At 45.8% G+C, this 19042-nt stretch carries 12 protein-coding genes; 7 read left to right on the forward strand and 5 right to left on the reverse strand.

The window, feature by feature from the left end; all coding sequences use genetic code 11:
* Positions 1-78 precede the first annotated feature (78 nt).
* Entirely contained in the window at positions 79-1992 is a 1914-nt protein-coding gene (gene acs / locus CPIN_RS04515) for an acetate--CoA ligase (protein ID WP_012788591.1), read from the reverse strand.
* A 200-nt stretch (positions 1993-2192) separates the two neighbouring features.
* Positions 2193-2492, reverse strand: coding sequence for a hypothetical protein (locus CPIN_RS04520; protein ID WP_012788592.1), 300 nt, complete (start codon positions 2490-2492; stop codon positions 2193-2195).
* Positions 2493-2886: 394 nt separating this feature from the next.
* On the opposite strand from CPIN_RS04520, the gene CPIN_RS04525 reads away from it, so the two are divergent.
* Together CPIN_RS04525 and CPIN_RS04530 are read left to right on the forward strand one after the other, a co-directional pair.
* Entirely contained in the window at positions 2887-3510 is a 624-nt protein-coding gene (locus CPIN_RS04525; protein WP_012788593.1) for a helix-turn-helix transcriptional regulator, read from the forward strand.
* 169 nt (positions 3511-3679) lie between these two features.
* Positions 3680-4129 (forward strand): hypothetical protein, encoded by a 450-nt coding sequence (locus CPIN_RS04530; protein ID WP_012788594.1) that lies wholly within the window; start codon positions 3680-3682, stop codon positions 4127-4129.
* On the opposite strand, the gene CPIN_RS04535 is transcribed toward CPIN_RS04530, so the two are convergent.
* Positions 4121-4642 carry a 5' nucleotidase, NT5C type gene (locus CPIN_RS04535; RefSeq protein ID WP_012788595.1) on the reverse strand — a complete coding sequence of 174 codons (522 nt, stop codon included), beginning with the start codon at positions 4640-4642 and terminating at the stop codon, positions 4121-4123. The genes CPIN_RS04530 and CPIN_RS04535 overlap by 9 nt on opposite strands.
* 94 nt (positions 4643-4736) lie before the next feature.
* Here CPIN_RS04535 and CPIN_RS04540 point away from each other — a divergent pair, with 94 nt between their 5' ends.
* Together CPIN_RS04540 and CPIN_RS04545 are read left to right on the forward strand one after the other, a co-directional pair.
* Positions 4737-5483, forward strand: coding sequence for a DeoR/GlpR family DNA-binding transcription regulator (locus tag CPIN_RS04540; RefSeq protein WP_012788596.1), 747 nt, complete (start codon positions 4737-4739; stop codon positions 5481-5483).
* Between the two features lie 50 nt (positions 5484-5533).
* Positions 5534-6691: an MFS transporter gene (locus CPIN_RS04545; RefSeq protein WP_012788597.1), complete on the forward strand. Its 1158-nt coding sequence runs from the start codon at positions 5534-5536 to the stop codon at positions 6689-6691.
* An 85-nt stretch (positions 6692-6776) separates the two neighbouring features.
* On the opposite strand, the gene CPIN_RS04550 is transcribed toward CPIN_RS04545, so the two are convergent.
* The gene (locus CPIN_RS04550) at positions 6777-7850 is read right to left on the reverse strand and encodes a hypothetical protein (protein WP_012788598.1); all 1074 of its coding nucleotides are present in this window, start codon (positions 7848-7850) and stop codon (positions 6777-6779) included.
* A gap of 600 nt (positions 7851-8450) precedes the next feature.
* Between CPIN_RS04550 and carB the strand changes: the two genes are divergently transcribed.
* Positions 8451-11270 carry a carbamoyl-phosphate synthase large subunit gene (gene carB / locus CPIN_RS04555; protein ID WP_012788599.1) on the forward strand — a complete coding sequence of 940 codons (2820 nt, stop codon included), beginning with the start codon at positions 8451-8453 and terminating at the stop codon, positions 11268-11270.
* Between the two features lie 103 nt (positions 11271-11373).
* Here the strand turns inward: carB and CPIN_RS04560 are convergent, their stop codons facing one another.
* Positions 11374-14601 (reverse strand): S41 family peptidase, encoded by a 3228-nt coding sequence (locus CPIN_RS04560; protein ID WP_012788600.1) that lies wholly within the window; start codon positions 14599-14601, stop codon positions 11374-11376.
* Positions 14602-15488: 887 nt separating this feature from the next.
* Between CPIN_RS04560 and CPIN_RS04565 the strand changes: the two genes are divergently transcribed.
* Both CPIN_RS04565 and purH read left to right on the forward strand, forming a co-directional pair.
* On the forward strand, positions 15489-17474 hold the full coding sequence (locus CPIN_RS04565) for a ComEC/Rec2 family competence protein (protein ID WP_187294741.1): 1986 nt from the start codon (positions 15489-15491) through the stop codon (positions 17472-17474).
* A gap of 12 nt (positions 17475-17486) precedes the next feature.
* Positions 17487-18998 carry a bifunctional phosphoribosylaminoimidazolecarboxamide formyltransferase/IMP cyclohydrolase gene (purH, locus tag CPIN_RS04570; protein ID WP_012788602.1) on the forward strand — a complete coding sequence of 504 codons (1512 nt, stop codon included), beginning with the start codon at positions 17487-17489 and terminating at the stop codon, positions 18996-18998.
* Positions 18999-19042 lie beyond the last annotated feature (44 nt).

Genomic DNA, 19042 nt, shown 5'->3' on the forward strand with positions numbered 1-19042 from the left:
CGCGGTTTCCTGGGCACAAGGATACAAAAAAAGGGCTGAATATGTCAGCCCTTTTTATAATGTGAGTGTTAATAACTGTTAAAGTCTGCTTCTTTTGATCTCTTCTACGACAGCAGGATCAAGCAGGGTAGAGGTATCGCCCAGATTGTCCAGTTCGCCTTCAGCGATCTTACGGAGAATGCGGCGCATGATCTTACCGGAGCGTGTCTTTGGCAAGCCGCTGACAAACTGGATCTTATCCGGTTTGGCGATCGGACCGATGATACGGGAGACTGTCTGCAGGATATCCTTTTTAGTCAGTTCCGGATCATGGGTTTGTCTTTCGGTGATTACGTACGCATAAATGCCTTGCCCTTTGATATCGTGCGGGTAACCTACGACAGCGCTTTCTACTACGCCGGCGTGCATGTTGATGGCATTTTCTACTTCAGCGGTACCGATACGGTGGCCGCTCACATTGAGTACATCGTCTACGCGGCCGGTGATGCGGTAGTATCCGTCTTCATCACGAAGACAGCCATCGCCGGTGAAGTAGAGGTTATCGTATGTGGCGAAGTAGGTAGTGCGGCAGCGTTCATGATCGCCATAAGTCGTACGCAGCATACCTGGCCATGGGAACTTGATACAGAGGTTACCATTGACGTTATTGCCTGTTATTTCTTCTCCTTTTTCATCTACCAGTATTGGCTGAATACCCGGCAGCGGGAGGGTGGCATAACCTGGTTTTTCTTTGGTGATGCCGGCAATAGGTGTGATCATAATACCCCCGGTTTCAGTTTGCCACCAGGTGTCGACAATCGGACAGCGTCCTTTACCAATATGATCTTTGAACCAGTGCCATGCTTCCTCATTGATAGGTTCACCAACGCTACCCAGTTTTTTGAGGGAGCTGAGATCTTTATGATTTACCGGACCTAGACCATATCCCATAAGACTACGGATAGCGGTAGGTGCGGTATACAAGATATTTACACGGAATTTATCTACGATAGACCATAAACGGCCTGCATCAGGATAAGTAGGCACACCTTCAAACATGAGGGTGGTGGCGCCGGCGCTGAGCGGACCGTAGATGATATAACTATGACCGGTGATCCATCCCACGTCGGCAGTACAGAAGTAAACTTCGCCGGGTTGGTACTGGAAGGTATTTACAAAGGTATAGTTTGCGTATACCATGTAACCGCCGCAGGTATGCACCACTCCTTTAGGCTTACCGGTAGAGCCGGAAGTGTAGAGGATGAAGAGCATATCTTCCGCATCCATTTCTTCAGCAGGGCAGGGAGGGTTTCCCATGGTTTCGACTTGTTTGATCTCGTCTTCCCACCAGAGGTCACGTCCTTTGATCATGCTGACAGGTGTGCGGGTGCGGGTGCATACGATCACCTTTTTAACAGAAGGGCAGCCCATGAGGGCGTCATCGATAACAGATTTGAGCGGAATATCTTTATTACCACGGAACGCACCGTCGCAGGTGATTACGAGGCTGGCCTGTGCATCCTGGATTCTGTCGGCAATGGACTGGGCACTGAAACCTCCAAATACGACAGAGTGAATCGCGCCGATACGGGCACAGGCAAGTACTGCGATGGCCAGTTCGGGGATCATCCCCATATAGATACAAACGCGGTCGCCTTTCTTTACGCCATTGTTTTTCAATACGTTGGCGAACTGGCAAACTTTATTATATAGGTCACGATATGTAATAACGCGGTGGTGTTCTTCCGGATCGTTAGGTTCCCAGATAATAGCGGGTGTATTTCCCAGGGTACCCAGGTGACGGTCAAGGCAGTTTTCGGTAATATTGAGTTTACCGCCAGTGAACCATTTAACATCCGGATCTTTAAAGTTCCATTCCAGTACCTTATCCCATTTGCGGCGCCAGTAGAAATGATCAGCGACGTTAGCCCAGAAGCCTTCCGGGTCCATAACACTCTGCTGATAATTCTGTTGATACTCTTCTAAGCTCTTGATCTGATACGGATAAGCCATAGCTGCAATCAGTTTTTGTTGGTCAAATTAAGTAACGTGTTAGCAATCTGCAGCTTAAATTTAATAAAATTGGGCAATAGTCAATAACAAACCTGTGCATGTTCTGATTGGGCCAGGAATGGTGTTTTCAGCTGGTCTGAGGGGGCTCCCGGAGTTAGCATCTAAATGGGCATAGGTTATGAATGAGTACAGGTGCTTAATTAGTCCTTAGCGGGCTTCCTCCTGTACTTCTCGCAGTACTCCCAGAAACTTTCGAATACTTCATCAAGTATTGCGATGATCTTTTCTTTTTCTGCATTGCTGAGATTGGGCGTAATCTTTTCGCTGTTAGGACTACCAGGCTTGAGGGCAATACGCATCTTGCGGTAGAAAGTGGGGATGCTCCATGAACATTCCTCGCATACGCGCTCACGGAAGTAGATCGGGAGATTGATCATCCTCGAATGCACATCCTGTAACAAATTGATTGGTTCAGGTGCGGAAGGCATCTTCTTTTTCATGTTGAATGTTTTTGGTTTAATGTGATAATGATTAATTGAGAGTTTCTTACCACTGTAATAATAATGATTGTGATGTAAGCAAATCTATTTATAAATATTTTATTGTAGCAATTTTTAATTAAATATTTTTCTACATACTCCCCTGATTATAATTGATTGCTATGTAGCTGATTACAATCGATTTCTGTGGCCAGAAAAATCCTCCTGTCAATATTTCTCATTGAAACACAATGTGTACGGAATTGTTACGCAAAAAATATGTGTTACTAACATTATCACACTGATAACTATATTGTCTATATGAATTTCTAATTATGGCATTGAAATGGAAATTATTATTATATTGTATGAATTGCACACCAGCGCAAACCACTGTTAGTAAAATATAGCATACATGTCCAGGTTAATCCACATGGGCCAGCGCCTTAAACAAATATTAAAACAGAAGAAAGTTAAAATAGTAGACTTCGCAGACATGGCTGGTTTCACCAACCAGATCGCACATTATCATTTGCGTAAGAGTGATATGAAGCGGAGTACACTGGAGAAATTCTGTGAGATCATCGGTGTTACACCGGAAGAATTTTATGAATGGAACAGCACCCCCTCGGTAAACGGAGAGAAAGGAACCGACAGTACCATATTACATCACGGAGGCCGGCTGATGGAGCTGATAGGTGAACGTGGACTGAATAAGACCAGACTGGCCAAGCGTTTAGGCATGAGCCGGAGAACCATGTACAACCTGTTTGAAAAAGAAGTGTTCGGTGCGGAAGAGCTGGACAGGGTTGTACGAGCACTGGAGATGACCACCACCAGTTTCCTGCATCCTGGCGCCCTGGAAGACGCCCGTCAGGCTGAAAATGATGAAATGCTGGCACTCAGAGAGAAGTACTATAAGTTACTGGAAGAGCACAACATGTTACTGAAAAGCTATTCATCCATCAAGGAAGGACTTGAACTTGCCAAGAAAGACATTTTACAATTACGTAAACAGGCCCGTTCAAAAAAAGGCTGAAACACGGAAAGACGCAACTAACTATCTCAGTATACCCGAACAACATTCCACCAACGATTAACCCATAACATCCACATTGTGATCTTCAGGGTTTTTATCGAATAGTAAAATTGTTATAGTTTTACGCGTATTACTATTATGATAATCAAATTATCATAAAACTCTTTCAATGACTTATCTGCCGAATGCGTTTGATCCTCCCGTATGGTATCTGGTAATGCCCGTATGTGGCGCCGGAGAGGAAGTCTTTACCCGGAAGCGGTATGCTGATATCGTGGCTGCAAAGCTGAACAGTGATCAGCACAATGCACTTGTAAAGGTGGAAGATTATCTGTTCCTGCCCTCGTCCATTCACATCATGATACGCGAAGGCGCACTCACTCTTGACCTGTGGTGGCAACCATTTATGGATGCCGTACTGGAAGAGATCCGTCAGCTGGCGCCGGACGAAAAGCTATCGTGGTGCAATAATACATACGAACGCATTGCTGATGCCGAGGCTTTTGATCACAGGGCATATGAAATGCTCTTCCTGCCAGTTTGGAAAGGCCTGGCCACAGATCCTGAGGGGTACGCCTATAATAGTGTCAATAACAGGGCGAAGATCGACTTACAGTAAAAGCCCTGCTACATCCTGCCAGGTATCCACCCTTTTGAAATCAGTAACATGTACGTTATGTGGTGCAGTGAACATCAGTCCCTGTCCCTTGAACGGCTGCAGGTTCTTAACATGATCATCTATCATATAATCTGCCTGTACGATCGTCTTAGATCCGCAGAAAACAATGTTCTGCCATGTAATGAACGGATAGTATTCCGCCAGCCACTCTACTTTCTCCGGTAATGATGCCGGAAACTCCATGGCTGCTGATACTATGAATACCTCATGCTTGTCCTGTAAAGCCCTGATCACTTCCTGGCTGTCCTTAATCACCGGTTTGGTCCTGAAGAAACCTGGTTCAAACAGGAAAGACCTGATAATATCCTTTTCGTGCGGGAAACCGGTGGTTTCAGGTTTGCCGTATAAGGCATCCTTATCTACCTGTACGCCATAACGCTTAGCATACCAGTCAATCATCTGTTGCGTGGTATCTGCCATAACGCCATCCATGTCTATTGCAATTCTTGCCATATTTTGCTGTTTTCTGCAAAGTTATTCCTTTTACTGAGAATAAGTAGCATTAAATTGCAATAAGTTTCGTAGTTTTGCTGGAAATTGCAAGAATATGCTGAAAGAAGAGCGCTTTGATTACATTCTCAGAAAGTTGCAGACGGACCATAAAGTGCTGCACACAGAACTGAGTAATGATCTGCAGGTATCAGAAGATACCGTGCGGCGCGATCTCGAAGCGCTGGCTCAGAATGGTCTCCTGATCAAGGTAAGGGGTGGCGCTATTCCTCATTCTCCTCACCCTTATGCATTTAATGAGCGTATCGGCATTCATGAAGATGATAAGAAGGCGATTGCCACCAAGGCATTGTCTTTCCTGCGCGATGGCCAGACGATTATCATGGATGGCGGTACTTCCACTTATACCCTTACTAAACTGTTCCCGCCGTCTTTACAGTTGACAGTAATCACACCCAGCATTCCCATTGCGATGCAACTAATGGAACATCCCGGGGTTGATGTAATCCTGACGGGTGGCCGGCTTTTCAAAAGTTCGCAGGTTACCGCAGGAATCGATACGATTCGTATGATCGAAAAAATGCGGGCAGATATTTGTTTTATGGGAGTTTGTAGTCTGCACCCGGAAGTGGGGGTGACCGGTCCGGATATGGACGAGGCAGCCGTAAAGAATGTCATGGTGGAATCGGCTAACCGGGTAATAGCCCTGGTAACCGGCGACAAAATGGGTACCGCAGAACCTTACAAGGTTTGTAGTATAACAGCAATGGATACGATCATAACTGATGAAGCCGGATTATCTCTGGCCATCCCTTACCGACAGCTTGGAATTAATGTTATCTGATAGACAGTAGAACAGTGAACTTTTAAGTATTTCTAAGTAATTAATGTAGCATGTTACAGGAGTTGACAGTCAGTCATTCACAAAAAAGGATTACACGCATCGCCGTTAGTGCCTTGTTTTTTCTCACAGGATTGTGCTTTTCCAGCTGGGCGTCAAGGATTCCTGCCATTCAGCACAAACTCAACCTTTCTGAAGGCGAGCTGGGTGGAATGTTGCTCGCCCTGCCGATCGGCTCTATTTTATCTATGCCTGTTGCCGGTATACTGGTGAGCAGGTATGGCAGCCGTTATGTACTGATGACAGCCGGTTTGTTGTATGCCTTTATTTTGCCAACATTAGGTCTTACCTCAACTGCCTGGCAACTATTTTCCTGCCTCATACTATTCGGGTTCTGTGGTAACCTGGCTAATATCGCGGTGAATACACAGGCGGTACTGGTAGAAGCTATGTATGGCCGCTCAATTATGGCCTCGTTTCATGGTCTGTGGAGCCTGGGTGGTTTTACCGGGGCCTCCATTGGATCGGGTATGTCAGCACTGGGGATTCTGCCTTATCAGCATTTTCTGGTAATCATGGTGCTGGCTATTATCATAGTAGCCGTAGCCATCCGTCAGGTAGTTTCACATGATGCACCGGCTTCAGGAGAGAAGACGCCTTTGTTTGCATGGCCTGACAAGGTACTGCTGATACTCGGTATCATCGCTTTCTGTTCTATGATCTGTGAAGGGACGATGTTTGACTGGAGTGGGGTGTATTTCAGAAAAGTAATTGAAGCACCGGAGAAAACTGCCGGACTGGGATATACTGCCTTTATGAGTACGATGGCCGCCTTCCGCTTTGTGGCAGACTGGCTGACTACCCGTTTCGGATTCAAAAGAATGTTGCAGATAAGCGGTGCGCTGACAGCCGGTGGTTTGCTGATAGCTGTATTACTGCCTTATTTCCCCACAGCTATTCTCGGTTTCCTGTTGGTAGGCGCCGGCGTGTCATCTGTTGTACCGCTGGTATACAGCGCTGCCGGACGTAGCAAAACTTTGTCACCGGGAATGGCGCTGGCAGCTGTCTCCACTATCGGTTACCTTGGATTCCTGGCCGGACCGCCATTGATCGGATTCGTGGCCCAGGCGACAAGTTTACGTATATCCTTCTCCATTATCGCACTGATGGGTACCTGTATTGCAGTGATGAGCACCAGGGCGAAGGAGTAATTTATAACAATGCGGAGTGTTTTAGAAAAATAGAAGGGCTGATCGTAATGATCAGCCCTTCGCATATTTTGAAATAAAGAGATGGTTATTTTTTAACTAGTTCCACCATATAGGAGGTGTTTGCAGTATTTACGATCGTGATCGCCTGCGGGGTCATTTCAAGAAACTTAACAGAATAAGAGTAAAAGTTGGCGAATTCCAGGCCATTATTGTCAACTACGATCGTCAGGATTTTACTTTCTGCATCGAAGGACCAGCCGCCTTTTTCCAGTGTGGTCTGCGTCTCTGTACCGTATACCAGTTTATCGCAGGTGGAGTTACTCAGTATGACGCGGGAGGTACTGGAAGAGTATAATTTGCTGTATTCATTCTGATCCGTAAATATCATGTCATACTTGGTGACGCCTGAGATAGCGGAGATGCCTTCAAAGCACTGGCTGTTACTGTTGATACAATATTGCACCTTTTCATCTATACAGGTGAAATTGCTTTTGGAAGTATCCGGCAGATAATAGTTCACCCATTTACCATTTGCATCTGTTCTCCTGTTTACTTTCCATGAACCTACGAAATCCTGGTATTCGGCAATCCCGTTCTGGCTGTGGATACGCACCAGGCCTTTTACGTGGTTACTGACGTGGTTCAGGGAGTCGTATGCTGCATAGGTTACAGATAAAGTATCTCCGATGATGTAAGGAGGTAGCTTGATAATGATGGAAGAATCTATATAGTCGCCCAGACGTCCCAGCGGATCAGGTATACCTGCTGCCTGTCTATAGAAACCACGGCCGGCGGAATAATCTATTTTAAAGTGTGCGCCGCTGCCATTGATGGTAACGTAAAACCCTTTTATGGTGGATTCGTAGTAGGTAAAACTAGGCTTTACGACGATGTAACGGCCACTGATGGCACTTACGATGTTTTTGTCCTCCGTCAGAACAGGGGATCCGGCTACGCCAGATGCGGCAGGCATAGCGCCTGGAGTATAGAGACCGAAGGCTACTTTTACCTTGGTGGCCAGCATCGTTCTGTCTCCAAGGTGGATAGTGTCTATTTTTTCTGGTTGTTCGGTATCGGTACCGCCACCGTCGTCGTCTTTTTTACAGGCGTAAAAAGCAACTGCACAGGCCAGCACGCCGAATAATAATAGCTTTTTCATGGTATCAGGGTTTGTTAGATTGACTGGATCAATTAAATAGCGTTGTTAAGTAATGATAGTGATCGATCGGCTCCTTTCTTCAGAATTTGTCTTAATGTCATGTGAATGCTATGTCCCTTAAACGCTTATAACTTGTTTTTCATATTAAAAAATAAGCAAATTATATACGCGTTTCTGCCGCTTTAGGATTTGCTACAAGATAAAATGTTTGTTATTCGCCTAACGTGTTGTAATGTAATCTGTTGTGTCTATTTTGGGACCGGGACAAAGCTTGTTCTTCTATAAAAGTATATGTTTTTTCTGAAATGTGATAGTGTAAGATGGAGATTGACAATGAGTTTCCGTAGCGCTTTCATTCCTACTGGAAAAGTTGCAGAGGGCGGATTGAGTACACTACATGCGTCGCAATAAATATGTTTATTAATATTATTCGTTTGGCTAACCCCTTATCAGTAAAGGATTTAAAACTTTACATTTCCTTTAGCGTTAAATTTAATTACCACAATAAACTTTGAAACCCTTAATTTTGCACGATTTTTTTGTCGGAGAATGGTACTAAAATCATACTAGGTTTTAAAAATTTTCAATTAGAATACGCAAATGCCGAAAGATTCCTCTATCAAATCTGTTCTTATTATTGGTTCTGGTCCTATTATTATTGGTCAGGCTTGTGAATTTGACTATTCCGGCTCCCAGGCAGCACGTTCGCTGCGTGAGGAAGGTATCAGGGTAGTATTGATCAATTCCAACCCGGCTACTATCATGACTGACCCTATGATGGCCGACAAGGTGTACCTGTTGCCGCTGACAGTAGAAAGTATAGAACAGATACTGGAGGAGCAACAGATCGATGCCGTACTGCCTACCATGGGTGGCCAGACAGCATTGAACCTCTGTAAAGAGGTGGACGAGCTGGGTATATGGGAGAAGTTCAATGTCCGCCTGATAGGTGTTGATATCAAAGCCATCGATAAGGCAGAAGACCGTGAACAGTTCCGCCAGTGGATGATCCGGCTGGGCGTACCGGTAGCACCGGCTAAAACTGCAAACTCATTCCTGGAAGGAAAGGAATTTGCACAGGAAATCGGATTCCCATTAGTTATCCGTCCTTCCTTCACCCTGGGTGGTACCGGTGGTGGTTTCGTACACAGCAAAGAAGATCTGGATGAAGCACTGCAACGTGGTTTACAGGCTTCTCCGATTCACGAAGTACTGGTTGAAAAAGCAGTACTGGGTTGGAAAGAATTTGAGCTGGAGCTGCTGCGCGACAAAAATGACAACGTGGTGATCATCTGTACCGTGGAAAACCTCGATCCAATGGGGGTTCACACCGGAGACTCCATTACCGTTGCACCTGCCATGACACTGAGCGATACCGCTTTCCAGGACATGCGTAACAAAGCGATCATGATGATGCGTGACCTCGGTAACTTTGCCGGTGGTTGTAACGTACAGTTCTCGCTGAATCCTGAAAATGAAGAACTGATCGCGATCGAGATCAACCCTCGTGTGAGCCGTTCCTCCGCACTGGCATCTAAAGCAACTGGTTATCCAATTGCCAAGATCGCTGCGAAACTGGCGATCGGTTATAGCCTGGATGAACTGGAAAACCAGATCACCAGAACCACTTCTGCTTTTTTTGAACCAGCACTGGACTACGTGATCGTAAAAATGCCACGCTGGAACTTCGATAAATTTAAAGGTGCTGATCAGACCCTGGGTCTTCAGATGAAGTCAGTAGGTGAGGTAATGGCTATCGGCCGTACGTTCACTGAAGCTTTACAGAAAGCCTGTCAGAGTCTGGAAAATGATGCACTGGGTCTCGGTTACTATGGTAAATCAGCAATGAAGAGCGATCAGCTCCTCGAAAGACTGAAGACGCCGACCTGGGATCGTATCTTCCGTATTAAAGACGCCCTGATGGAAGGTGTTTCTGTGAAACACATCCACCAGATGACTTATATCGACAAGTGGTTCCTGAACCAGATCAACGATATCGTGAACATGGAAAAGCAGCTGGCTGAACACGATCTGGAATCAGTAACAAAAGACATGCTGAGCGACGCCAAAAGAATGGGCTTCTCTGATATGCAGCTGGTTCACCTGTTTGGTAACTGTGAAGAGAAGGAAGTTTACGAAAAACGTAAATCCCTGGGTATTACCCGTACCTATAAAATGGTAGATACCTGTGCTGCTGAATTTGAAGCAGTAACTCCTTACTTTTACTCCACATTCGATACCGTCAACGAAAGCAAACCTTCTGATAAAGGAAAAGTGATCGTATTGGGTTCCGGTCCTAACCGTATCGGTCAGGGTATCGAGTTTGACTACTGTTGTACACACGGCTTACAGGCCATCCAGGAATGCGGCTATGACGCGATCATGGTGAACTGTAACCCTGAGACCGTATCTACTGACTTCGACATGGCTAACAAGCTGTACTTCGAGCCGGTATTCTGGGAGCATCTGTGGGAAATCATCGAACTGGAAAAACCGGTAGGTGTGATCGTACAGCTGGGTGGACAAACAGCATTGAAACTGGCTAAACGCCTGGAAGAAAATGGTATCAGAATCATCGGTACATCCTTCGATAACATGGATATCGCCGAAGACCGTGGCCGCTTCTCCGAGCTGCTGGAAGACCTGAAAATTCCTTTCCCTAAATATGGTACTGCATACAACACTGACGACGCGATCGAAGTGGCCAAAGAAGTAGGTTATCCTGTACTGGTGCGCCCTTCTTACGTACTCGGTGGTCAGCGTATGCGTATCGTGATCAACGAAGAGGAACTGGAAAGCTCCGTACTGAGCCTGCTGAAACACCTGCCAGGTAACAAGATCCTGATCGACCACTTCCTGGATCGTTGTCAGGAAGCAGAGATCGACGGTATCTTTGACGGTGAGAATTTCCATGTAATGGGCGTGATGGAGCACATCGAGCCTGCGGGTATCCATAGTGGCGACAGTAACGCGGTGCTGCCAGCGTTTAACCTGAGCCCGATGGAAGTAACCACAATGGAATACTACGCTGAGAAGATCGCCCGTGCGCTGGACATCCGTGGCCTGATCAACATCCAGTTTGCCATCAAAGGCGGACAGGTATTCGTGATCGAAGCAAACCCACGTGCTTCCCGTACGACGCCGTTCATCGCGAAAGCATACCAGGTACCTTACCTGAACATCGCTACCAAAGTGATGCTGGGTGCGAACAAACTCACTGATTTCAAGATCGAGAAGAAACTCAAAGGTTTTGCGATCAAAGAACCAGTATTTTCCTTCAACAAATTCCCGGGCGTGAACAAAGAACTCGGCCCTGAAATGAAATCTACCGGTGAAGCGATCCGTTTCATCAAAGATCTCAGGGACCCTTATTTCAGGACCCTGTACAAGGAGAAGAGCATGTACCTGAGCAACAAGTAAGATTAACCGGAAAAAGGCCGTAAAAGGCCGGATTCTGACTATAGAACAAAGGCGACATCGGTATGATGTCGCCTTTGTCGTTTTTATGCTTAAAACATCGCTGTTATTCTGCACGGACAGGGCCGACAGGTTTCTGCACAGCAGGTGTTTCTTTTATGTCTTTCATCAACAATTCGACTGTTTTCTCCAGTTGCGGATCTTTCCCTGCAATCACTTCCTGTGGGGTCATTTCGACTACCACATCAGGAGCGACGCCTTTATTTTCAATGATCCATTTGCCATCCTTACTGAAGATACCCAGGCGTGGCGCCGTTACAAATCCGCCATCCATCAGTGCCGGATAGTTATAGATTCCCACCAGTATACCCATCGTTGTTGTACCTACCAGCGGCCCCAGTTTCTTCTCATGGAACATGAATGGCATCAGGTCGCCGCCAGAGCCGGCATAACTGTTAGTGATCATAGCTTTCGGACCAAAGATGGCATTACCCGGCGTCGTCATCGGCAAGCCTTCACGTGTACCCCAGTAGTTGAGCAGATCACGGTTCAGCAGGTCGATGACATAGTCAGCCGCAGAGCCGCCACCGTTGAAGCGTTCGTCTATGATAACGCCTTTCTTGTCCAGCTGGGAGAAGTAGTAACGGTTGAAGTAAGTGTACCCATCTCCGCCGGTGTTGGGCATATAGACATAAGCAAGTTTGCCATTGCTCAGCTGGTCTACCTTTTTACGGTTGCCTTCTACCCAATCCATTTCCCGTAGTGCCGCTTCTGAATTAAGCGGTATCACCGTGTATTCTTTTGCGCCATTGGCATCAGGTTGCTGGTTGACCAGTATACGTACCTGTTTACCGGCAGTACTCTGAAACAGGCTGTAAATTTCTGTATTGCTGCTGACAGGCACACCATTCACTGCAATGAGATAATCGCCTTCTTTTACCTTGATACCTGGTTGCGTCAGCGGTGCCCTGAACTGTGGGTTCCAGTTCAGACCGGAATATATCTTCTTAAAGCGATAGTGCCCGTTTTCAATGCTGTAGTCAGCACCCAGTAGGCCTCCTGATTCAATGACTGGTTTGGGTGCATCACCCTGTCCGACATAAGCATGGCCGATCACCAGTTCACTCATCATTTCGTTGAACAGATAGTTAAGATCTTCCCTGTGACCAACATAAGGCAGGAAACGCTGGTACTTCTTTTTTATGGCTTTCCAGTCGGCGCCATGCATATTATCAACATAAAAGAAATCTCTTTCAATACGCCAGAGTTCATCAAACATCTGTGGCCACTCAGCAGCAGGATCTACGAGTGTGCGAACGTTACTTATCTGCAATGTTCCTTCGCCTGCATTTGCTTTACTACCGGTGCCAACGATACCACAGGAGCCTGATGCCATATACAACAGCTTTTCTCCGTTCTGGCTGACTGTATAACCATCGATGCCGCTCATCAGCACATCGCTTTTACGTTTGGTAATATCGTAGCTGTATAGTGTATTGCCGGAACGATACAGGAGTTTGTTGGCAACAAGTCCGTTCAGCTGTGAATATTCATCAGCAGGTAAAGGCAATGCAACAATACGCTGATCAATATTCGCAAGGTCAATAGCAGTCTGTGTTTTCGAAGAATCTTTTGTATCTGATTTTGCATCTGATTTCTCCTCTTTTTCATTCTTCTCCTGTTCATCATCGCTTTCAGGTGCCAGCAGAGAAGGTGCATTGGCAGAGAGTACGATCGCATAGATACTACTGCGGACAGGGTGTTCGTAGGACGTCATGTCCAGCCAGCCGGTATTCTGTGCATAGTTGGTACTCGCGATAAAGAAGATGTATTTGCCATTTTTACTGAAGACAGGTTCTGCTGCTTCACTACGGCCATCTGTTGCCTGAGTGCTTTTTTTATCAGCAATATTGTAGAGGAATACTGCCTGCAGACTATTCGGTAAACGCTTGTTGTAGGTGATCCAGCGGGAATCAGGACTCCAGTTGGCACTAAACGTCTGATCCGGACGATCGTAACTGTCTTCGTCGATCTGCGTTACTTTTTTGCTTTCTGTATCGACATAGTACAGGCGTAATTTTTTATCTGCAAAGAGTATTTTCTTGCTGTCCGGCGACCACAAAGGACTATAGAAAAAGCTTGTTTCGCCCAGCGGAATGATCTGTGCAGGCTTTTCTGCTTTCTGATCACGGATATGTAAAGCATATTCACCACCGGCATCAGAGAAGTAGGCGATGGACTTGCCATCCGGTGACCATACAGGTGCACGCTCATGTACACCGGGGGTAGCGGTGATGTTACGGATGTTACCTTTTTCTGCGGGAACGGTCAGTACGTCGCCACGAAACTCTACAGCAGCACGCACGCCGGTAGGTGAGAGGTTGACATTTCTGAGAGCGCCAACAGTAGCGTTGATATAATGAGGTCTTTTGTAGGGCAGGTCTGCTTCCAGGCTGATTGTTAATGCCGTGCTTTTATTGGAAGCAGCGTCCCATTTGTTGATCCTGCCAGCTTGTTCATACACCAGTGTTTTACCATCAGAGAACAGGGTTTTAACATCGTAGTCTTTATGACTGGAGATCTGTGTAAGGGTCTTTCCGGAGATGGAATAACGGAAGATGTTCATCGTACCGTTTCTGTCGCTCAGGAAGTATACATCGTTACCCAGCCATACGGGGCGGATGTTGTTGGCGCCGGCATCCGGTATTTCGATGACTGTATTTGTCTGGTTGTTGAATATCCAGATCTTAGGCATGTTACCGCCTCTATAATGTTTGAAGGGGCGATAGGTACCAGATCTTTCAGTAGGATCGGGGTTTTTGATATAAGCGGTATACAATCCGTCAGGAGAGATATTTCCCTGGTGTGCTTCCGGCATTTTCAATTTAACCGGCATACCGCCGTTGACGCTCACTTCAAACAATTGCTGGAAGCGCATGGAGAAGGAATTGCGTGTAGATGCAAAAAGGATCTTGTCATTGCCATGCCAGCCCCGTACGATATCCGCATCGGGATGGTGGGTGATACGACGGGGAATACCGCCGTTGACGGATACGACATAGAGATCGACATTGCCATCATAGTTACCGCTAAAGGCAATCCATTTACCATCCGGAGATAACATAGGTTCAAGTTCGACATCCGGGTTGACGGTGATGCGTTGTGGATGTTGGCCATTTTCATCAGTGGTCCAGATATCACCTGCATAGTTAAATGCAATCTGATGCTGACTGATAGACGGAGAGCGCAATAACAGGGTTTCTGTTGATTGCGCTGTAGCTATGGCGCAGGCAAGGCCTGTCAGCATAAGCAGGGTAGCGGGTCTGTGTAACATTTGGGTCTGATTAAACTGTTGAAGTGTATATACTAATTTATACTTTTTCTCAGGTAAGTGGATACGGGAAAGTACTGAATCTGGAAGGAAATATGCTTAGACAGGCAAGGTAAAGGCTCGTTACAGCCATATCTGTTCTTAATCCTACATTGATGCTTCGTTCAAAGACGGAGGATTAACGTAGCAGATAAGGGATTATACCAAAGTAATAAAGTTATATATGGAAGATCAGCTACACAAAGAGCCTTAAACGTGCTGCTGGCAAGGAGTTGACGGTTTATCCTACGTGACGGACCGTATAGAAAATGGTGTTATAACAGACTAAATATATTGTTAGGATGACTAATTGACGATTTGTGGAAAGGCTTGACAATGGCGGGATGTAACGATGTCATAAATGCCTTGAAGAAGTATTGTTACGTCTTAAAATGATCAGAGCCTGATGAAGATCAGGCTCTTTCTTTTCCCTCAAAATAACCATTAAAGACACGACTATTTATGTGTATAAATAGCGTGACCGGTAATGCAGTTTACTATAAATATTAAATATTAAAAAGATGTTAACTAATCAATAACAGATGTGGAAATATTTAATTATTATAATATTGTGAAACAACTAGTTAATATTTGATAATATTTATGCATATGTAAAAAGCATCTTATTGCAGAAATATTTTGCGTGCTGTAAACTTATCTAGCAGGTAGATATTTCTCTTATCTTAAAAACAAATTTCATGTGTGAAAGACTTACATTCATTACTTGAATAGGTTAACCATATAATGTTGTCATGTTTGTTAGCTTTCTGAAAGGTGCGCCATTTCTGCGCCTGATAATAGGTGTATCCGCAGGCATATTTATACAAATATTTCTGTCATTAAATGTCCCGATGATATTAGCTGTAATGGCTTTTGCGGGCGTGTTGTTGTTTGTTTCAGCAAGACTGCCACTGGTAGTACGATATCGGTATGACTGGTGGCGGGGCATTGCCTTACAATGCCTGGTTGCCGGTAGTGGATGTTTGCTGGTCGTGTTGTCAGATGTGCGTTATCACGGTTATTATTTTGAAAACAGTGTTCAAGCCGGAGATCTGCTGCAGGTAAGGCTGGAGGAGCCGGTGCAGGCAAAGAAAAAGACGTTTAAAACGATCGCTCAGGTACGATATGTTGTACGTGGCAACATGCGTATACCTGCAAAGGGGCGTTTACTGGTTTATTTACAGATCGACAGTAATGCCCGTCGATTGCGACAGGGAGATCAGTTATTGATAAAGAATAACAGTGTCCCTGTATCGCGTAGTGGTAATCCGGGTGCATTTGATCACCGGAGTTATTGTGAATGGCAGCAGATTTACCGGCAGGTGTATCTGCAACAGGATGCCTGGCATTTGTTGCAGGAAAGAGAGGAATCTTCTATACAAAGGTGGCTGCATGTAAGTCGCGGGTATTGTTTACAAACCTTGCAGCAGTATATCGGTGGGCGCGAAGCTGCATTAGCGGCGGCTTTGCTGATAGGATACCGCTATGATCTGGATCCGGAGATGGTACAGGATTATACGAATACGGGTATCGTTCATATTATCGCTATTTCGGGTATGCACCTGGCGCTGATATATGGCGCTTTGTTATGGTTGTTGCGCTGGTGGCCTGCGCAGCGTTTCGCCGACATGCTGAAAGGAATATTGATTATTGTATTGCTGTGGGCATTTACACTGTTGACGGGAGGAGCGGCCTCTGTCTTACGTGCGACCGTGATGTTTACTTTTCTGACACTGGGGAAGTTTTTGCTGCAACGGCATACGAATGTATATAATACCCTGGCGGCATCCGCATTCCTGTTATTGTGTTATGAACCCAGGTTATTGCTGGATGTAGGTTTTCAGCTGTCGTACCTGGCAGTACTGAGTATTGTAGTGGCTTACCGCCGCTTATATTATCAGTTGCGGTTTGACAATAAATATTTGAACAGACTATGGGATATGACAGCACTGACACTGGCAGCACAGCTGTTTACGTTACCGGTATCACTTTATTACTTTCATCAGTTTCCTTTGTATTTCCTGCCGGCTAATATGATGGCAGTGCCTCTGTCAACAGTCGTATTGTATGGAGAGCTGTTACTGTTAATCGTCGGACGTATACCTGCTATCGCCGTTATGGTGGGTTCTTTGCTGAAAATGATCATGCAGCTGATGAACACACTGGTTAATCAGATCGGTCATTTGCCAGGCGCCCTGATGGCAGATACGCAACTACCTTTATTCAGTGTATTATGTCTATATGCCTGTATCGGCGGACTGCTCCTTTGGATGATGCACCAATGGAAGCCGGGGCTGTATGTATTGCTGCTTGCGATGACCAGCTGGAGTGTAGGAAGCATGTTCCTTCGCCTGAATGAACAACATCAGCGGAAAATGGTTGTTTATAACATACCCGGGCATACCGTGGTGGATATGGTGAGCGGACGCCGCGCATGGCGTTTGACCGGAAAGGGAATTACGGATACTGTATACGACCGTTATCTGCGACCGGCATATGTTTATTATGGTATCGGGGAAATCGCCGGAACCTGTGCTGAGGAGTCTCTTTTTCCTGGGTTCAGGGTGCTGGTTGCCGGCAATAAGCGGCTGGTAATCGTGGATAGTATACTGCCGAAGAGATATCCGGAGAAAAAGTTGCGGACAGATTATCTTTTACTTTCACATAATCCGCATGTGGATATCAAACAATTGGAAAAGATATTTGACGCAGCCTATTACATTTTTGACGCTTCTAACTCCCTGCGGAACATTCAACGGTGGAAAAGTGATTGTTACGTGCTAACTTTGCGCTTCTTTTCGGTTCCGGATCAGGGAGCCTATGTTGTAAATTTCTAATGATTTCCATACATGCAAAAGCAAATTAAATCTGCATTGATCTCCGTTTTCTATAAAGATAACCTGGAGAACATTGTTAAAAAGTTAGGTGAACAGGGAGTAACTATTTATTCAACTGGTGGTACTCAGAAATTCATCGAGGACCTGGGCGTGAAATGTGTGGCAGTGGAAGAGCTGACAGCTTATCCTTCCATTCTGGGCGGACGTGTAAAGACGTTACATCCGAAAATATTTGGTGGTATCCTGGCGCGCCGGGAAAACCTGCAGGATCTGGAGCAGCTGGCACAGTATGCTATTCCTGAGCTGGACCTGGTGATTGTTGACCTGTATCCGTTTGAGGAGACAGTAAAGAGTACAAAAGAGGAGCAGACCATCATCGAGAAAATTGATATCGGTGGCGTATCCCTGATCAGAGCGGCGGGTAAGAACTACAAAGATGTAGTGATCGTTGCTTCCAAAGATCAGTATGCTGATCTGGAGCAGGTGCTGAATAACGGTAACGGTACCAGCATTGAAGACCGCAGAGCATTTGCTGCAAAAGCATTTGAAGTGTGTGCTAATTACGATGTAGCTATCTCCCAGTACTTCCTGAACAATGAGCCTGCTGCATACTTCCAGGTATCTGCACCTCAGGGTCAGATCATGCGTTACGGAGAAAATCCGCATCAGAAAGGCGTATTCTACGGCAACCTTTCTGAAATATTCAATAAACTGCACGGTAAGGAGTTATCTTATAATAACCTGGTGGATGTTGACGCTGCCTGCCAGCTGATACAGGAATTCACAGAAACGACGTTCGCTGTTATCAAACATACCAACGTATGTGGTATCGCGAGCCGTCCTACGCTGAAAGCAGCATGGGATGCAGCACTGGCTGGTGACAAGGAGAGCGCTTTCGGTGGCGTACTGGTAACGAATGCAGTAATCGACAAAACGACTGCTGAATCTATCAGCGAAATTTTCTTCGAAATCCTGATTGCACCTGGTTTTGACGCTGATGCGCTGACTGTGCTGCAGGCTAAGAAGAACCGTATCCTGCTGCAGCAACTGCAGCCGGTGAAGGCGCCTTATGTATATAAAAATGTCCTGAACGGTGTTCTGCTGCAGGAAAATGATAAAGGCAATTACCAGGAGTGGAATGAAGCGGGCGCAAGACCGTCTACCCCGGCTGAAAAAGCTGATCTGGAATTTGCTAACCTGGTATGTAAACACCTGAAATCTAACGCGATCGCGCTGGTAAAAGACAAACAGCTGATCGGGAAAGGTTGTGGACAGACTTCCCGTATCGATTCACTGCGCCACGCTATTGCGAAGGCCGCTCAGTTCAATTTCGATCTAAAAGGTGCTGCTATGGCTTCTGACGCTTTCTTCCCCTTTGACGATTGCGTACGCATCGCTCATGAAGAAGGTATCACTTCCGTGATTCAGCCGGGAGGTTCCATGAGAGACAATGATTCAATAGAATTCTGCAAACAGAACGGTATGGTGATGGTTATGACCGGCACCCGCCACTTCAGACATTAAGTTTGTTCTGTATCTGCAAAAGCATATTAAAAAGCACTGGCTGA

The organism is Chitinophaga pinensis DSM 2588 (assembly GCF_000024005.1).
Lineage (GTDB): Bacteria > Bacteroidota > Bacteroidia > Chitinophagales > Chitinophagaceae > Chitinophaga > Chitinophaga pinensis.

Excerpts from the sequence above, each read along its gene's own strand:
- acs (WP_012788591.1), bottom strand. The coding sequence starts at position 1,992 with ATGGCTTATCCGTATCAGATCAAGAGCTTAGAAGAGTATCAACAGAAT.
- CPIN_RS04520 (WP_012788592.1), bottom strand. The coding sequence starts at position 2,492 with ATGAAAAAGAAGATGCCTTCCGCACCTGAACCAATCAATTTGTTACAG.
- CPIN_RS04525 (WP_012788593.1), top strand. The coding sequence starts at position 2,887 with ATGTCCAGGTTAATCCACATGGGCCAGCGCCTTAAACAAATATTAAAA.
- CPIN_RS04530 (WP_012788594.1), top strand. The coding sequence starts at position 3,680 with ATGACTTATCTGCCGAATGCGTTTGATCCTCCCGTATGGTATCTGGTA.
- CPIN_RS04535 (WP_012788595.1), bottom strand. The coding sequence starts at position 4,642 with ATGGCAAGAATTGCAATAGACATGGATGGCGTTATGGCAGATACCACG.
- CPIN_RS04540 (WP_012788596.1), top strand. The coding sequence starts at position 4,737 with ATGCTGAAAGAAGAGCGCTTTGATTACATTCTCAGAAAGTTGCAGACG.
- CPIN_RS04545 (WP_012788597.1), top strand. The coding sequence starts at position 5,534 with ATGTTACAGGAGTTGACAGTCAGTCATTCACAAAAAAGGATTACACGC.
- CPIN_RS04550 (WP_012788598.1), bottom strand. The coding sequence starts at position 7,850 with ATGAAAAAGCTATTATTATTCGGCGTGCTGGCCTGTGCAGTTGCTTTT.
- carB (WP_012788599.1), top strand. The coding sequence starts at position 8,451 with ATGCCGAAAGATTCCTCTATCAAATCTGTTCTTATTATTGGTTCTGGT.
- CPIN_RS04560 (WP_012788600.1), bottom strand. The coding sequence starts at position 14,601 with ATGTTACACAGACCCGCTACCCTGCTTATGCTGACAGGCCTTGCCTGC.
- CPIN_RS04565 (WP_187294741.1), top strand. The coding sequence starts at position 15,489 with ATGATATTAGCTGTAATGGCTTTTGCGGGCGTGTTGTTGTTTGTTTCA.
- purH (WP_012788602.1), top strand. The coding sequence starts at position 17,487 with ATGCAAAAGCAAATTAAATCTGCATTGATCTCCGTTTTCTATAAAGAT.